11 protein-coding genes are annotated in these 16389 nt (G+C 71.5%); 7 read left to right on the forward strand and 4 right to left on the reverse strand.

Translation table 11 applies throughout. The features are described 5' to 3' along the window. Positions 1 to 361 precede the first annotated feature (361 nt). Entirely contained in the window at positions 362 to 3349 is a 2988-nt protein-coding gene (locus ACWF79_RS31450; protein WP_453731579.1) for a bifunctional [glutamine synthetase] adenylyltransferase/[glutamine synthetase]-adenylyl-L-tyrosine phosphorylase, read from the forward strand. A 22-nt stretch (positions 3350 to 3371) separates the two neighbouring features. Here the strand turns inward: ACWF79_RS31450 and ACWF79_RS31455 are convergent, their stop codons facing one another. Further along, a complete protein-coding gene (locus ACWF79_RS31455; protein ID WP_453731580.1) occupies positions 3372 to 3986 on the reverse strand; it encodes a TetR/AcrR family transcriptional regulator in 615 nt (204 codons plus the stop codon). 105 nt (positions 3987 to 4091) lie between these two features. Between ACWF79_RS31455 and ACWF79_RS31460 the strand changes: the two genes are divergently transcribed. Further along, positions 4092 to 5636, forward strand: coding sequence for an APC family permease (locus tag ACWF79_RS31460; RefSeq protein ID WP_453731581.1), 1545 nt, complete (start codon positions 4092 to 4094; stop codon positions 5634 to 5636). Continuing rightward, positions 5546 to 7114, forward strand: a complete 1569-nt coding sequence (locus ACWF79_RS31465; protein WP_453731582.1) for an amidohydrolase — start codon at positions 5546 to 5548, stop codon at positions 7112 to 7114. Before ACWF79_RS31460 ends, ACWF79_RS31465 begins: the two co-directional genes overlap by 91 nt. A 79-nt stretch (positions 7115 to 7193) precedes the next feature. On the opposite strand, the gene ACWF79_RS31470 is transcribed toward ACWF79_RS31465, so the two are convergent. The 3 genes from ACWF79_RS31470 to ACWF79_RS31480 all read right to left on the reverse strand — a co-directional run bounded on the left by ACWF79_RS31470 (position 7194) and on the right by ACWF79_RS31480 (position 10933). Further along, positions 7194 to 8111 (reverse strand): phosphatase PAP2 family protein, encoded by a 918-nt coding sequence (locus ACWF79_RS31470; RefSeq protein WP_453731583.1) that lies wholly within the window; start codon positions 8109 to 8111, stop codon positions 7194 to 7196. A gap of 103 nt (positions 8112 to 8214) precedes the next feature. Then, entirely contained in the window at positions 8215 to 9243 is a 1029-nt protein-coding gene (locus tag ACWF79_RS31475) for a LacI family DNA-binding transcriptional regulator (protein ID WP_453731584.1), read from the reverse strand. Positions 9244 to 9268: 25 nt separating this feature from the next. Beyond that, positions 9269 to 10933 (reverse strand): glycoside hydrolase family 13 protein, encoded by a 1665-nt coding sequence (locus ACWF79_RS31480; protein ID WP_453731585.1) that lies wholly within the window; start codon positions 10931 to 10933, stop codon positions 9269 to 9271. Positions 10934 to 11279: 346 nt separating this feature from the next. Here ACWF79_RS31480 and ACWF79_RS31485 point away from each other — a divergent pair, with 346 nt between their 5' ends. Genes ACWF79_RS31485 through ACWF79_RS31500 form a run of 4 tightly spaced genes read left to right on the forward strand, consistent with a single transcriptional unit; the run spans position 11280 to position 16151 of the window. Further along, entirely contained in the window at positions 11280 to 12557 is a 1278-nt protein-coding gene (locus tag ACWF79_RS31485; RefSeq protein WP_453731586.1) for an extracellular solute-binding protein, read from the forward strand. A gap of 20 nt (positions 12558 to 12577) precedes the next feature. Further along, positions 12578 to 13588 carry a carbohydrate ABC transporter permease gene (locus ACWF79_RS31490; protein ID WP_453731587.1) on the forward strand — a complete coding sequence of 337 codons (1011 nt, stop codon included), beginning with the start codon at positions 12578 to 12580 and terminating at the stop codon, positions 13586 to 13588. Further along, the gene (locus ACWF79_RS31495) at positions 13582 to 14436 is read left to right on the forward strand and encodes a sugar ABC transporter permease (protein ID WP_453731590.1); all 855 of its coding nucleotides are present in this window, start codon (positions 13582 to 13584) and stop codon (positions 14434 to 14436) included. The genes ACWF79_RS31490 and ACWF79_RS31495 overlap by 7 nt, the downstream gene beginning before the upstream one ends. A 47-nt stretch (positions 14437 to 14483) precedes the next feature. Further along, positions 14484 to 16151 (forward strand): glycoside hydrolase family 13 protein, encoded by a 1668-nt coding sequence (locus ACWF79_RS31500; RefSeq protein ID WP_453731588.1) that lies wholly within the window; start codon positions 14484 to 14486, stop codon positions 16149 to 16151. Positions 16152 to 16389: the final 238 nt, after the last annotated feature.

Raw genomic sequence — 16389 nt, forward strand, 5'->3', positions numbered from 1 at the left:
GTGTGGGCGCGCTTTCAGGCAGGGGTGACCGACGGGTGACCGGTGGTGTGAGTGATCGGCGGTGCCGTGAGGAATGTGTGGAGTGATCGATGGTGCGGTGAACAGTGTGCTGATGAACGGGGCGGTGATCAAGCTTTTGTATGAAAGACGGAACTACAAGAAATACGGTTCATCGGTGCGGAGTGGTGATGAATGTGCGAGATATCACGTGTGATCTGTTACGAAACGAAGGTCCGATCTGGCATGGTTGGGCGGCCCACGCGCCCGGGGGCGTCCCGGCCGCGCCCTGCGGATAGGCTCGATCGCGGAACTCGCGGGAGCCACGACGGTGGTGGCCCGACGGCGGTGGAGGAGCGGCGGAATGACGGTGCCGGGGCGCAGGAGCAGTACCTTCAGCCGCCTGCTGCGGCACGGCTTCACCGACCCCTCCGGCGCCCAGCGACTGCTCGACCTCCCCGAGCTGGCCGCCCTGCGTGACGACTCCGTCCTGCTCGACGCGCTCGGAGCGACCGCCGACCCCGACCTCGCCCTGCGCGGCCTGGTCCGGCTCGTCGAGGCCCAGCCCGAGGGGGCGCGCCAGACGCTCGCCGCCACCCTGCTCGCCGCCAAGCCCTTCCGGGACCGGCTGCTCGGCGTGCTCGGCGCCTCCGAGGCGCTCGCCGACCACCTGGCCAGGCACCCCAAGGACTGGCAGGCCCTCGTCACGTACGAGGCCGCCGATCTCAACCCCGGCGTCGCCGAGTTCGAGCAGGGCCTCGCCGAGGCCACCGACCCGGTCTCGCTGCGCGTCGCCTACCGCCGCTGCCTCCTCGCCATCGCCGCCCGTGACGTCTGCGGCACCGCCGAGGTCGCCCAGACCGCCGCCGAACTGGCCGACCTCGCCACCGCGACGCTGCGCGCCGCCCTCGCCCTCGCCCGTGCCGCGGCCCCCGCCGACGCGGCCCTCTGCCGGCTCGCCGTCATCGCCATGGGCAAGTGCGGCGGCCACGAGCTGAACTACGTCTCCGACGTCGACGTGATCTTCGTCGCCGAGCCCGCCGATGGCGCGGACGAGGGCAAGGCGATGCAGGCGGCGACCCGGCTCGCCTCCCACCTCATGCGGATCTGCTCCGAGACGACCGTCGAGGGCACCATCTGGCCCGTCGACGCCAACCTCCGCCCCGAGGGACGCAACGGCCCCCTGGTGCGCACCCTCTCCTCCCACGTCGCCTACTACCAGCGCTGGGCCAAGACCTGGGAGTTCCAGGCCCTCCTCAAGGCCCGGCCGGTGGCGGGCGATCCGGAGCTGGGCGCCGCGTACATCGAGGCCGTCTCGCCGCTGGTCTGGCAGGCCGCCGAGCGTGAGAACTTCGTCGCCGACGTGCAGAAGATGCGCCGCCGGGTCGTCGACAACATCCCGGCCGCCCAGGTCGACCGCGAGCTGAAGCTCGGCCCCGGCGGCCTGCGCGATGTCGAGTTCGCCGTCCAGCTCCTGCAGTTGGTGCACGGCCGCAGCGACGCGACCCTGCACAGCGGCACCACCCTGGACGCCCTGAAGGCCCTCGCCGCCGGCGGCTACGTCGGCCGCGCCGACGCGGCCCAGCTGGACGAGGCGTACCGCTTCCTGCGCGCCATGGAGCACTTCATCCAGCTCTACCGGCTCCGCCGCACCCACCTCGTCCCCGAGGGCGAGACCGACCTGCGCCGCCTCGGCCGCTCGCTCGGGCTGCGCACCGACCCGGTCGCCGAGCTGAACAGGCAGTGGAAGCGGCACGCCTCGGTGGTCCGCCGGCTGCACGAGAAGATCTTCTACCGGCCGCTCCTCGACGCCGTCGCCCAGCTCACCCCTGGCGAGACCCGGCTCAGCCCGAAGGCGGCCGGGCAGCGGCTCGAAGCGCTCGGGTACGCCGATCCCGCCGCCGCCCTGCGCCACCTGGAGGCGCTCGCCTCGGGCGTCACCCGCAAGGCCGCGATCCAGCGGACGCTGCTGCCCGTGCTGCTCGGCTGGTTCGCCGACTCCGCCGACCCGGACGCCGGACTGCTCGGCTTCCGCCGCGTCTCCGACGCGCTCGGCAAGACCCCCTGGTACCTGCGGCTGCTGCGCGACGAGGGCGCGGCGGCGGAGAACCTCGCCCGGGTCCTCTCGGCCGGGCGGCTCGCCCCCGATCTACTGCTGCGCGCCCCGGAGGCGGTCGCGATCCTCGGTGATCCGGAGGGCCTGAAGCCGCGCGGCCGCGACCACCTGGAACAGGAGATCCTCGCGGCGGTCGGCCGCGCCGACGGTGCCGAGCAGGCGGTTGCGGCGGCCCGTGGCGTACGGCGCCGCGAGCTGTTCCGTACCTCCGCGGCCGATCTCATCGCCTCGTACGGTACGGAGGACAGCCCCCGCGACGTCGACCCCGGCGCGCTGGTCGACGGGGTCGGCCGAGCGCTCACCGACCTCAACGCGGCGACGATCTCGGGAGCGCTGCGCGCCGCCGTCCGGGAGGGCTGGGGCGACACCCTGCCGACCCGGTTCGCGGTCATCGGCATGGGCCGCTTCGGCGGCCAGGAACTCGGTTACGGCTCCGACGCCGACGTCCTGTTCGTGCACGAGCCGTGCGAGGGCGTGGACGAGCAGGAGGCGGCCAGGGCGGCGAACCAGGTCGTCTCCGAGATCCGCCGACTCCTCCAGGTTCCCACCGCCGACCCGCCGTTGCTGATCGACGCGGATCTTCGGCCGGAGGGCAAGAGCGGCCCGATGGTCCGTACGCTGAAGTCCTACGAGGCCTACTACCGGCGCTGGTCCCTCGTCTGGGAGAGCCAGGCGCTGCTGCGCGCCGAACACATGGCGGGCGACCGGGAGTTGGGGGAGCGGTTCATCGATCTCGTCGACCCGTTGCGCTACCCGGCCGAGGGGCTGGGCGAGGAGGCGGTCCGCGAGATCCGGCGGCTGAAGGCCCGGATGGAGACCGAGCGGCTGCCGCGCGGCGCCGACCCGACGCTCCACACCAAGCTCGGCCGGGGCGGTCTGAGCGATGTCGAGTGGACGGTCCAGCTCCTCCAGATGCGGCACGGCTGGGCGGAGCCGGGGCTGCGCACGACCCGGACCCGCGAGGCCCTGGCCGCCGCCCACGCGGCGGGTCTCGTCCCCACCGAGGAGGCCCAGACGCTCGACGAGGCCTGGGTGCTCGCGACCCGCGTCCGCAACGCGGTCATGTTGGTACGAGGCCGGCCCGGGGACACCTTCCCCTCCGACGGGCGTGAACTGGCCGCGGTCGGACGGTACTTGGGGTACGGCCCCGGTCATGTCGGCGAGATGGTCGACGACTACCGGCGCATCACGCGCCGCGCCCGCGCGGTCGTCGAGGAGCTCTTCTACGGGGCGTAGCCGCGCGCCCCCGGCGCCCGCCTCAGCCGTCCGCGTTCTCCAGGAGCGCCCGGCAGTGGGCCACGAACGCCTCCAGGGCCAGGTCGAAGGCCGTCTCCGCGCGGGCCGGGCCCAGTGCCGCGAGGGCTTCGGCGAGCCGGGGGGTCGTGGCCTCGTCGGGGAGCTCCCACATGGCGACCGGGGCGGCGAGGTCGAGCGCCGAGCCCAGGACCATGTTCTCCAGCGCGACGATCACCGTCATCACGTCCGCGTTGGCGAAGCCGACACCGAGCAGCACGGTCACCGCGCGCTCGTACTGCGCGAGCACCTTCGGCGCCCGGACCGGTGAGGTCATCAGCATCGGGATCGCCCGGGGGTGCGCGGCGAACGCCGCGCGGTAGGAGCGCGCCCAGGCCGCCAGGGCCGCGTCCCACGGCTCCAGGTCGAGGGTGTCGCCGTCGATCGCGTCGCACACCCGCTCGCGCAGCAGCTCCACGATCCCGTCCCGGCCGTCCACGTGGTGATACACCGAGGCGGTCTGCACCCCGAGCCGCTTCGCGATCTGGGGGACGCTGAACTCGCCTCTCTCATCGACGAGTTCGAGCGCGACCGTGGTGATCCGCTCGCGATCGAGGAGGGGCTTGCGCGGCCGGCCCATGAATGATTTCCCCCTGGTCAGGTCTTCCCGAATCGTTGAACGCGAGGTTACATTGCGCCAACCGAAAGCCTTTAGGTTTCCTGCCTCGGAAGGGCTTCCCGCTCCATGTCCTCAACCACCACCACCGCTCCGAAGGGGCTGAGAACCGGCACGCTCTCCACCGCCGACGTCTCCTTCTTCGTCGTCTCCGCCGCAGCCCCGCTCACCGTCATGGCCGGCGTCGCCCCCATCGCCGTCGTCCTCGGCGGAGTCGGCGCCCCCGCCGGCTACCTCCTGGCCGGCATCACCCTCGCGGTCTTCGCCGTCGGCTTCACCACTATGAGCCGGCACGTCCGCAGCGGCGGCGCCTTCTACGCGTACATCACCCGCGGCCTCGGCAAGCCCGTCGGCATCGCCGCCGCCCTCCTCGCCATGCTCGGCTACAACGGCATGGAGATCGGCGTCTACGGACTGCTCGGCACCGCCACCGCCGACACCGCCGGCGCCCTCTGGGGCATCGACGTCCCCTGGCTCCCCGTCTCCCTCGCCGGGCTGCTGCTCATCTGGTACGGCGGCTTCCGCTCCATCGACTTCGGCGCCAAGCTCCTCGGCGTCCTGCTCGTCGCCGAGACCGGCATCCTCGTCCTCCTCGCCGGCGGCGTGCTCCTCGACGGCGGCGCCGATGGGCTCTCCCTGACCTCCTTCACCCCCGGCAACGTGCTCGTCCCCGGCACCGCCGCCGTCCTGGCCTTCGCCTTCGCCGCCTTCACCGGCTTCGAGTCGACCGTCATCTACCGCCGCGAGGCCCGCGACCCCGAGCGCACCATCCCCCGCGCCACGTACATCGCCGTCGGCTTCCTCGGCCTCTTCTACGCCTTCGTCGTCTGGACCGTCATCCAGGCCTTCGGCCAGGACAAGGTCGTCCAGGCCGCGACCGACGACCCCGGCGGGCTCTTCTTCGCCGCCATCACCACCTACGTGGGCGCGTGGGCCGCCGACCTGATGCACATCCTGATCGTCACCAGCGTCCTCGCCTCGCTCCTCGCCTTCCACAACGCGATCAACCGCTACGGCCTGGCGCTCGCCGAAGAAGGCGTCCTGCCCGCCGTCTTCGGCCGCGTCCACCCCCGCCACCGCTCCCCGTACGTCTCCGGCATCCTCCAGACCGCCCTCGGCGCGGTCGTCGTCCTCGGCTTCGCGGCCGCCGGGGCCGACCCGTACCAGCAACTGCTGCTCTGGGTGAACACCCCGGGCATGATCGGCCTGATGGTCCTGCAACTGCTCGCGGCGCTCGCCGTCCCCCTCTTCTTCCGCCGGATCAGCCACGACGAGGGCCCGCTGCGCACGGTGGTGGCGCCCGTCACCGCCTTCGTCCTGCTCGCCGGGGCCCTCGCTCTCGTCGTCACCCACGTCGACCTCTTCACCGGCGCCTCCACCACCGTCAACACCGTCCTCGTCTCCCTGGTCCCCGCCGTCTTCGTCCTCGGGCTCCTCCTCGCGTACCGGCTCCGCCGCACGCGGCCCGAGGTCTACGCGAACTTCGCCGCGGAGCCCGCACCCACGTCAGGAGAAGCACCGTCGTGCCCGCACCCGACCTCGTCCTCGTCAACGCCCGTCTCCGCACGCCCGAGCTCTCCGGGCACACCGCTGTCGCCGTCCGCGACGGACTGATCACGGCCGTCGGCGACGACACCGAGGCCCGCGCCTGGCGCGGACCCGGCACCGAGACCGTCGACCTCGGCGGCGCCACCCTCACCCCCGGGCTCACCGACTCCCACAGCCACCCGGTCTGGGGCCTGGAGATGTTCACCGGCACCGACCTCTCCGCCGTGACGGACCTCGACGGACTCCGCACGGCGCTCGCCGGCGCCGACCGTCACGACGGCTGGATCGTCGGCTTCGGCCTCGACCACAACGTCTTCGGCGGCCGGCCCATCCACCGCGAGCTGATCGAGGACGTCCTCGGCGGAGCCCCCGCCTTCCTGCGCCTGTACGACGGACACTCCGCCCTCGCGAGCGAGGTGGCCCTCAAGGCCGCCGGCATCGACGGCCCCCGGGCCTTCGCCCAGCGCTCCGAGATCGTCTGCGACGACGGGGGACGGCCCACGGGCCACCTGATCGAGCACGCGGCGATGGACCTCGTGACTCCGTTCCTCCCCACCCGGCCCTACGCCGAGCGCCGCGACCGCCTGGTCGAGCTGCTCACCGCCATGGCCGCCACGGGACTGACCGGCGCGCACGTCATGGACCTCGGCGGCCACGACGTACCCGGCCTGCTCACCGCCGTGGAGGTCGACGGCGACCTGCCGCTCCGGCTCCGGCTCGCGCCCTGGTGCATGCCGGGCGCGACCGGCGACGAACTGGACAAGCTGGTACGGCTCCAGGAGCGGTCCGGGCGGCTGTGGCGGATCGGCGGCGTGAAGTTCTTCATGGACGGCACCGTCGAGGGCGGCACGGCCTGGCTGGAGCACGCCGACTGCCACGGCCAGGGCACGGACGCCTTCTGGCCCGACCCGGCCGCCTACTCGGCCGCCGTACGCCACCTCCACGAGGCCGGCGTCGGCACCGCCACCCACGCCATCGGCGACGCGGCGGTCAGGCACGTCCTGGACACGGTGGAGACCCTGGGCGCGGGCGGCCCCCACCACCGGATCGAACACATCGAGACGGTCCCCGACGACCAGCTCGGCCGGTTCGCGGCCCTCGGTGTCGTCGCCTCGATGCAGCCCCCGCACACCGCCTACACCCGCGCCGACCACACCGACGCGTGGTCCAAGCGGCTCGGCGACGTACGGGCGGACCGTGCCTGGCGCTGCCGGGACCTGCGGGAGGCGGGCGCCCATCTGGCCCTCGGCTCGGACTGGCCCATCGCCCACCACGACGCCCGCCAGGTCCTCGCCACCGCACAGGCCCCACGCGGCGCCGCCTCCACCCGCCACGGGCTGACCGGCCTGATGGCCCTGGAGGGCATGACCACGCACGCGGCGATCGCGGCGGGCGAGGAACACCTCGGCGGCCGGATCGCCCCGGGCCTGCGGGCTGACCTGACCGCCTTCACCGTCGACCCGGTGACGTCCCCGCCCGACGAGACGGAACAGGCACCGATCCGGCTCACCGTGGCGGGCGGGCGGGTCACCCACCGGGGATAGCGCGGCACTCACCCGTTCGACGCCTGGATGGCGGCGGAGGACGCCCCCCCTCGTCCTGGATCCGAACGGGTAGCAGGGCCTACCTGGCCGCGTGCTCCTTCTCGGAGACGGACTCGGACTCCGACTCGGCATCGTGGTCCGCCCCGGCCCGTCGTGGGCCGCCCCGGGCCACCGGTGCGGCCGGTTCGACCAGCTTGGGCAGGCCCTTGGGGAGCGAGCCGTACCAGAAGTAGGAGACGGCGAAGCCGAAGGCGAGGCAGATCATGCCGCCGACCGCGTCCAGCCAGAAGTGGTTGGCGGTGGCCACGATGACGACCAGCGTGGCGGCCGGGTAGAGCAGGCCGAGGATGCGCACCCAGGGCGCGGAGGCCAGGGCGAAGAGGGTCAGACCGCACCAGAGCGACCAGCCGATGTGCATCGACGGCATGGCCGCGTACTGGTTCGACATGTTCTTGAGGTTGCCCGAGGCCATCGAGCCCCAGGTGTGGTGGACCAGGACCGTGTCGACGAAGGACTGGCCGTTCATCAGCCGGGGCGGCGCGAGCGGATACAGGTAGTAACCGACCAGGGCCACACCGGTGGTGGCGAACAGGACCGTGCGGGACGCCGCGTAACGGCCCGGCTGCCATCGGTACAGCCAGACGAGCACACCGATCGTCACGACGAAGTGCAGGGTGGCGTAGTAGTAGTTCATCGACACGATCAGCCACGTCACCGAGTTCACGGCGTGGTTGACGGTCTGCTCGAAGGCGAGCCCGAGGCTCTTCTCGATGTCCCAGATCCAGTCGGCGTTCTTCAGCGCCTGGGCCTTCTGCTCCGGTACCGCGTTGCGGATGAGCGAATACGTCCAGTAGCTGACGCCGATGAGGAGGATCTCGAACCAGATCCGGGGCCGTCGCGGCATGCGGAGCCGGGCCCGCACTCCGTCACCGTCCAGCATGGGTGACGGGCTGGCCGCCGTCCGGCCTTCCAAACTCTTCACGGTCGCTTCACCCATAGGAGGAGAGTCTGCCAGATCCATGCCCCTCGTCCGATCATCCCTCCGACGGGTTCGGGGCGCACACGGTCCGTCTTGAGACGGAGTCCGTGCGCGGTCCGCGTCAGGGGTTTCCCTGACTGGGCGCGGAAGCGGTTGAACCGCGAACGACCAGCTCAGGCATGAAGACGAACTCGCTGTGCGGCGCCGGGGTGCCCCCGACCTCTTCGAGCAGCGCCCGGACCGCCGCCTGGCCCATGGCCTGCACGGGCTGGCGGATCGTGGTCAGCGGCGGATCGGTGAACGCTATGAGCGGGGAGTCGTCGAAACCGACCACCGAGACGTCCCTGGGGACCTGGAGCCCCTGCTGCCGGGCCGCCCGGATGGCGCCCAGCGCCATCATGTCGCTCGCGCAGACGACGGCCGTGCAGCCGGCGGAGATCAGGGCTCCGGCGGCCGCCTGGCCGCCCTCCAGCGTGTACAGCGAGTGCTGGATCAGCACCTCGGACTCCTCCGGGGCCAGGCCCAGCCGCTCCCGCATCCCGCGCTGGAACCCCTCGATCTTGCGGAGCACCGGCACGAACCGCTTCGGGCCCACCGCGAGTCCGATCCGGGTGTGGCCGAGCGCGGCGAGATGGGTCACCGCCAGCTGCATCGCGGCCCGGTCGTCCGGCGAGACGAAGGGGGCCTGCACCTTGGGGGAGAAGCCGTTGATCAGGACGTAAGGGACGCCCTTGCCGCGCAGCTGGTCGTAGCGCGTCATGTCGGCGGTGGTGTCGGCGTGCAGCCCGGAGACGAAGATGATCCCGGAGACACCCCGCTCGACGAGCATGTCCGTCAGCTCGTCCTCGGTGGACCCGCCGGGGGTCTGCGTGGCGAGCACGGGGGTGTAGCCCTGCCGGGTCAGGGCCTGCCCGATGACCTGCGCGAGCGCGGGAAAGATCGGGTTGTCCAGTTCGGGGGTTATCAGCCCGACGAGCCCGGCGCTGCGCTGGCGCAGCCGGACGGGACGCTCGTATCCGAGGACGTCGAGTGCGGCAAGCACGGATTCACGGGTGGCCGAGGCCACACCGGGCTTGCCGTTGAGCACGCGGCTGACTGTGGCTTCACTGACCCCCGCCTGGGCTGCGATGTCGGCAAGCCGCGCGGTCATGGGATTGGACTGTACCGGTCGCACGTCAGATTGCCCACCAAACGCAGGAGTCGGCGGGAACCCGGACGTTGTGGGCGGGCGCGGCGCGGCCGTCGAACTCCCCTGCGGGGGAGGGGAGTACGGGACCGGTCGGCGCGCTGCTCAGGAGCGGTGCGCCCGTGAGCGGCAGCTCCGCCTCCCGCTCCGTCGTGTTGAGGGTGACGAGGACGTCGTCGCCGTTCGCCGCCCGGCGGCGGAAGGCGAGCACCCCCTCCGGGAGGCCGTCCAGCCACTCCACCGCGTCGCCCGCGCCCAGCGCCGGGTGGTCGCGGCGCAGCCTCAGCGCCCGGCGGTAGAGCTCCAGGGTGGAGGACGGGTCGGCGCTCTGGGCCTCGACGCTCAAGGCGGACCACTCCGGCGGCTGCGGCAGCCAGGAACCGCCCGGCCCGAAGCCGTACGACGGTCCGTCGGCCGTCCACGGCAGCGGCACCCGGCAGCCGTCGCGCAGCCCGTCCTGTCCGTCGCCGCGCAGGAACGCCGGGTCCTGCCGGACCGCGTCCGGAAGGTCCACCACCTCCGGCAGGCCCAGCTCCTCGCCCTGGTAGACGTAGGCCGAACCGGGCAGGGCCAGCATCAGCAGCGCCCCCGCACGCGCGCGTGCCGCGCTGCCGTACCGCGTGCTGTGCCGTACGACGTCGTGGTTGGAGAGCACCCAGGTCGTCGGCGCGCCCACCGAGGCCGTGGCGCGCAGCGACTCGTCGACGATCGACCGCAGCGCCGCCGCGTCCCAGGGGCAGTTCAGGAACTGGAAGTTGAAGGCCTGGTGCAGCTCGTCGGGGCGTACGTACAGGGCGAGCCGCTCCGGCGTCGGCGCCCAGGCCTCCGCGACCCCGATCCGGTCGGGGCCGTACGACTCCAGGAGCCGGCGCCAGCCCCGGTGGATCTCGTGCACGCCGTCCTGGTCGAAGAAGGGCAGCCGCTGGGTGCCGATCAGCTTCGCCTGCTGCCCGTGCCCGATGTCGGGCAGGCCCTCCGCCTTGACCATGCCGTGGGCGACGTCGATCCGGAAGCCGTCCACCCCCAGGTCCAGCCAGAACCGGAGCACGGAGTCGAACTCGGCCCGTACGTCGGCGTTCGTCCAGTCCAGGTCCGGCTGCTGGGGCGCGAAGAGATGCAGGTACCAGGAGCCGTCCGCGACCCGGGTCCACGCGGGGCCGCCGAAGACCGACTCCCAGTCGTTGGGTGGCTCGGCGCCGCCCGGCCCCCGCCCTGGCCGGAAGACGTACCGGTTCCGGCCCACCCCGGCGAGCGCCTGGACGAACCACGGGTGCCGGTCGGAGGTGTGGTTGGGGACGATGTCCACGATGACCTTCAGGCCGAGCGCGTGCGCCGCCCGCACCAGGTCGTCGGCGTCCGCCAGGTCCCCGAAGACCGGGTCCACCGCGCGGTAGTCCGCCACGTCGTAGCCGCCGTCGGCCTGCGGGGAGGCGTAGAACGGCGTCAGCCAGACCGCGTCCGCGCCGAGCTCCGCGATGTGCGGCAGCCGCTCCCGCGCGCCGCGCAGGTCCCCGATCCCGTCGCCGTCGCTGTCCGCGAAGGAGCGGACGTACACCTGGTAGATCACGGCGTCCCGCCACCAGCCGGGGCGGGCGGGGCCCTCGCAAGAGCTTGCGGAGTCCGACAACGACGGTGAGGTGAGCTCGTGGGCCATGTGCGGTGTCCCTCTCGCGTGTTCCTGGGGCGGGGCGTCGTACTGACAACGAGGTCGGAGCGGCCGTGAAACGGCCCTGCAAGAGATGATGCAAAGACTTGCAGAGCCGCTCGGGCAGCCGCAAGAGGGCCTGGAGAGCGACGGAGCGCTCTGTCAAGCGACTCGTCGGCAACCTTCAGGACACGCCGATGTAACGATCGCCGTCCCTTGCAGAAAGTTCCCGCAAGCTCTTTCGGCTCGTTTTCATCCCTGTTACGTTCCTGGCAACCCGGAGCGCCGCGAGGGAGCGGTCGCATGAGGCAGGTTCCACCCCCTCGTCACCCCGGGATCAGTTGAAGGAGTTCACATGCGGCGTGGCATAGCGGCCACCGCGCTGGTCGCCGCCCTGGGCGTGACCCTGGCGGCGTGCGGAAGCGATGACGGTTCGAACGGCGGCGGCTCGAAGAGCTCCGGCGAGCTCTCCGGCACCGTCACCTGGTGGGACACCTCCACGGTCGGCTCCGAGGACAAGGTCTTCAAGAAGATCGCCGAGGGCTTCACCAAGAAGCACCCCAAGGTCACCGTCAAGTACGTGAACGTGCCGTTCGGTGAGGCGCAGAACAAGTTCAAGAACGCCGCGCAGTCCGGCTCCGGCGCCCCCGACGTCATTCGCTCCGAGGTCGCCTGGACCCCGGACTTCGCGAACCTCGGCTACCTCGCGCCGCTGGACGGCACCCCCGCGCTGAAGGACGACAAGGACTTCCTCAAGCAGGCCGCCGCCTCCACCCAGTACAACGGCAAGACCTACGGCGTCCCGCAGGTCATCGACTCCATGGGCATCTTCTACAACAAGAAGATCTTCAAGGAGGCCGGAGTCGAGGTCCCGAAGAGCGTCGACGAGCTCAAGTCCGTCGCCACCAAGATCAAGACGAAGACCGGCAAGACCGGTCTCTACCTGCGCGGCGACGACGCCTACTGGTTCCTCTCCTTCCTGTACGGCGAGGGCGGCGACATGGTCAACGCCGAGCAGAAGAAGGTCACGATCGACGACGCCGCCGGCGTCAAGGCCTTCTCCACCGTGAAGGACCTCGTCGACTCGAAGGCCGCGATCACCGACGCGACCAACGGCTGGGACAACATGCAGGCCGCCTTCAAGGACGGCAAGGTCGCGATGATGATCAACGGCCCGTGGGCCGTCGCCGACACCTACGCGGGCAAGGAGTTCGCCGACAAGGCGAACCTCGGCATCGCGCCGGTCCCCGCCGGCTCCGCCGGCCAGGGCGCCCCGCAGGGCGGCCACAACCTCGCCGTGTACGCGGGCTCCAAGAACCTGGACGCCTCCTACGCCTTCGTCGAGTACATGACCTCCGTCGAGGCGCAGACCACCGCTGCCAAGGAGCTCAGCCTGCTCCCGACCCGCGAGTCGGTGTACATCAAGCCGGACGTCGCGAGCAACGAGATGATCGGCTTCTTCAAGCCGGTGGTCGAGAAGGCCGTCGAGCGCCCCTGGATCCCCGAGGGCGGCAGCCTCTTCGCGCCGATGCAGACCGAGTACACGAAGGTCCTCACCAACCAGGCCACCCCGGAGCAGGGCGCCAAGGCGACGGGTGACGCCTACCGCAAGCTCCTGAAGGACTGGAAGTAATCAGGAAGGCAGGCCGGCTGATGGCTGTGGACACCAGCAGCCAGTCGGCGGTGAAGGCCGCGGGCGACGTCGCCCGCGGCCGCCACCGTGGTACTGGCATCCCCGGGGGAAAGGTGCGCCGTTCCCTCTCCACACACTGGTACGCCTGGGCGATGGTCGCCCCGGTGGTGATCGTGATCGGCGTGATCATCGGGTACCCGCTGGTACGCGGGTTCTACCTGTCGCTCACGGACGCCAACGAGCGCAACGTCGCGCGGAGCATCGGCGTCAACGAGATTCCCGCGACCTACGAGTTCGTCGGCCTGGACAACTACGTCGAGGCCCTCACCGGGGGGCAGTTCTTCAGCACCCTCGGCTGGACCCTGGTGTGGACGGTGTGCTGTGTCTCCGTCACCTTCGGCCTCGGTCTCGGCCTCGCCAACCTGCTCAACCGCAGGATCGCCGGCCGTTCCTTCTACCGGATGATGCTGATCCTGCCCTGGGCCGTGCCCGGCTTCGTCTCGGTCTTCGCCTGGCGCTTCCTGTACGACGAGCGCCGCGGCATGCTCAACCAGATCCTCGCCGGCGGCGGCATCGACGCCGTGCCGTGGCTCAACGACCCCACCTGGGCCAAGTTCTCCGTCATCGCCGTCAACGTCTGGCTCGGCGTCCCCTTCATGATGGTCGCCCTGCTCGGCGGACTGCAGTCGATCCCCGGCGAGCTGTACGAGGCGGCCGAGATGGACGGCGCGAACGCCTGGCAGCGCTTCCGGAACATCACGCTTCCCGGGCTGCGCTCGGTGTCCACCACCGTGATCCTGCTGAGCACCATCTGGACCTTCAACATGTTCCCGGTGATCTTCCTGCTCACGCGGGGCGGACCCGGTGAGGCCACGCAGATCCTGGTCACCCAGGCGTACAAGTTCTCCTTCGAGATCAGCCCGCGTGACTTCGCCCAGTCGTCCACCTGGGGCGTTCTGATCCTGGTCCTCCTGATGGTCTTCGCCGCGATCTACCGGCGCGTCCTCCGCAAGCAGGGAGAAGTCTGGTGACCACCGCCACCAACACGCCCATCCGAGGCCGCCGCTCGCCGCTCGCCTCGATCGGACTGCACGCGACCCTCGTCGTCGCCTCCGTGATCGCCGTCTTCCCGGTGCTGTGGGTCCTGCTCACGTCGCTCAAGCCGGCGAAGTACGCGACCACCACGGACTTCTTCAAGGAGACGACGCTCGCGAACTACACCGACCTGCTGGAGAACACCGAGTTCCTCGCATGGTTCGGCAACTCGCTGCTCATCGCGGGCCTCACCACGGTCCTCGGCGTCTTCGTCGCCTCCACCACGGGCTACGCCGTCAGCCGCTTCCGGTTCCCCGGCAAGCGCGGATTGATGTGGACGCTGCTGGTCACCCAGATGTTCCCGGTCGCCGTCCTGATCGTGCCGATCTACAACATCATGGCGACGCTCGGGCTGCTCAACAAGGCGGCCGGTCTGGTCATCACGTACCTGACCATCGCCGTCCCCTTCTGCGCCTGGATGATGAAGGGCTTCTTCGACACCATCCCGCGCGAGATCGACGAGTCGGGCCAGGTCGACGGCCTCAACCCGTTCGGCACGTTCTGGCGGCTGATCCTTCCGCTGGCCAAGCCCGGCATCGCGGTGACGGCGTTCTACTCCTTCATCACCGCCTGGGGCGAGGTCGCCTACGCCTCCGCGTTCATGGTCGGGGACGAGAACCTCACCCTCGCGGGCGGCCTGCAGAAGTTCGTCAACCAGTACGGCGCCCAGTGGGGTCCGATGTCCGCGGCCTCCGTGCTCATCGCCATCCCCGCGGCGCTGGTGTTCCTCTTCGCCCAGCGGCACCTGGTGACCGGCATGTCCGCCGGCGCCGTCAAGGGCTGAGCCCGAACACCCTACACGCACGCACCTCCTTACCTCTCAAGGAAGACATGACCCAGCATCTCGCTGCCCCCGCCGCCGCCCCGACCACCGGCACGCACACGGGCTGGTGGAGAGACGCGGTGATCTACCAGGTCTACCCGCGCAGCTTCGCCGACGGAAACGGCGACGGCATGGGCGACCTGGAGGGCATCCGCAGCCGGCTGCCGTACCTGAAGGACCTCGGCGTCGACGCCGTCTGGCTCAGCCCGTTCTACGCCTCCCCGCAGGCCGACGCCGGCTACGACGTCGCCGACTACCGGGCCATCGACCCGATGTTCGGCAGCCTCCTCGACGCCGACGCCCTCATACGCGAGGCGCACGGGCTCGGCCTTCGGATCATCGTCGACCTGGTGCCCAACCACTCCTCCGACCAGCACGAGTGGTTCCAGCGCGCACTGCGCGAGGGCCCCGGCTCCCCGCTGCGCGAGCGCTACCACTTCCGCCCGGGGAAGGGCGAGAACGGCGAACTGCCGCCCAACGACTGGGAGTCCATCTTCGGCGGCCCGGCGTGGACCCGAGTCGAGGAGGCGGACGGTACTCCCGGGGAGTGGTACCTGCACCTCTTCGCCCCCGAGCAGCCCGACTTCAACTGGGAACACCCCGCCGTACGCGACGAGTTCCGCTCCATCCTGCGCTTCTGGCTCGACATGGGAGTCGACGGCTTCCGCGTCGACGTCGCCCACGGCCTGGTGAAGGCCGAGGGGCTGCCGGACATCGGCGCCCACGACCAGCTCAAGCTGCTCGGCAACGACGTCATGCCGTTCTTCGACCAGGACGGCGTCCACGAGATCTACCGCTCCTGGCGCCAGGTCCTCTCCGAGTACGACGGCGAGCGCGTCCTCGTCGCCGAGGCGTGGACCCCGACGGTCGAGCGCACCGCGCACTACGTCCGCCCCGACGAGATGCACCAGGCCTTCAACTTCCAGTACCTCGGCACCCATTGGGACGCCGAGGAGCTGCGCCGGGTCATCGACGCCTCCCTCGCCGCGATGCGGCCGGTCGGCGCCCCGACGACCTGGGTGCTCTCCAACCACGACGTCACGCGCCACGCCACCCGCTTCGCCAACCCGGCGGGCCTCGGCACCCAGCTGCGCACGCCCGGTGACCGCGCGCTCGGTCTGCGCCGGGCCCGGGCGGCGACCCTGCTGATGCTGGCGCTGCCCGGATCGGCGTACGTCTACCAGGGCGAGGAGCTCGGCCTGCCGGACGTCACCGACCTGCCGGACGAGGTCCGCCAGGACCCGTCGTTCTTCCGGGCCACCGGCCAGGACGGCTTCCGCGACGGCTGCCGGGTGCCGATCCCGTGGACCGTCGAGGGCTCCTCGTACGGCTTCGGTGGCGGCGGCAGCTGGCTGCCGCAGCCGGCGACCTGGGGCGCGCTCAGCGTCGAGGCGCAGGCCGGCGACCCCGGCTCCACCCTGGAGCTGTACCGCAGCGCGCTCGCGGTGCGCCGCGAGCGACCCGAACTCGGTGCGGGCGAAGGCGTCGAGTGGCTGGAGGCACCCGAGGGTGTGCTCTCCTTCCGCCGCGACGGCTTCGTCTGCACCGCCAACACCACCGGCCGGGCCATCTCCGTCCCGCTGCCCGGCCGGTTCCTCCTCTCCAACGAGCCGGTCTCCCACGGAGAAGGCGTCGTGGAGCTGCCCGCCGACACCACCGTCTGGTGGGCGGTGTGACAGTCCCCCTGCCGCGGGGGGGCGGGGGCGGCGCCCCCCGGGGCGCGGGCCGCGCCGCCCCGGCGGGGGGGGGGGGGGCCCCCGGGCGCCCCCGCCGCCAACGCCACGCGGGGGGGGGCGGCGGGGCCCCGCCCCCCCCCCCCGCCCCGCACCCGCCCGGTGCGGGCGCGCCCCCCCCACGGCCATGCCGCGGCTCTCCGTCTCCGGCTTCGGTCAGACGGGCAGCCAGCCCTCCGAC

The organism is Streptomyces sp. NPDC054975 (genome assembly GCF_053609105.1).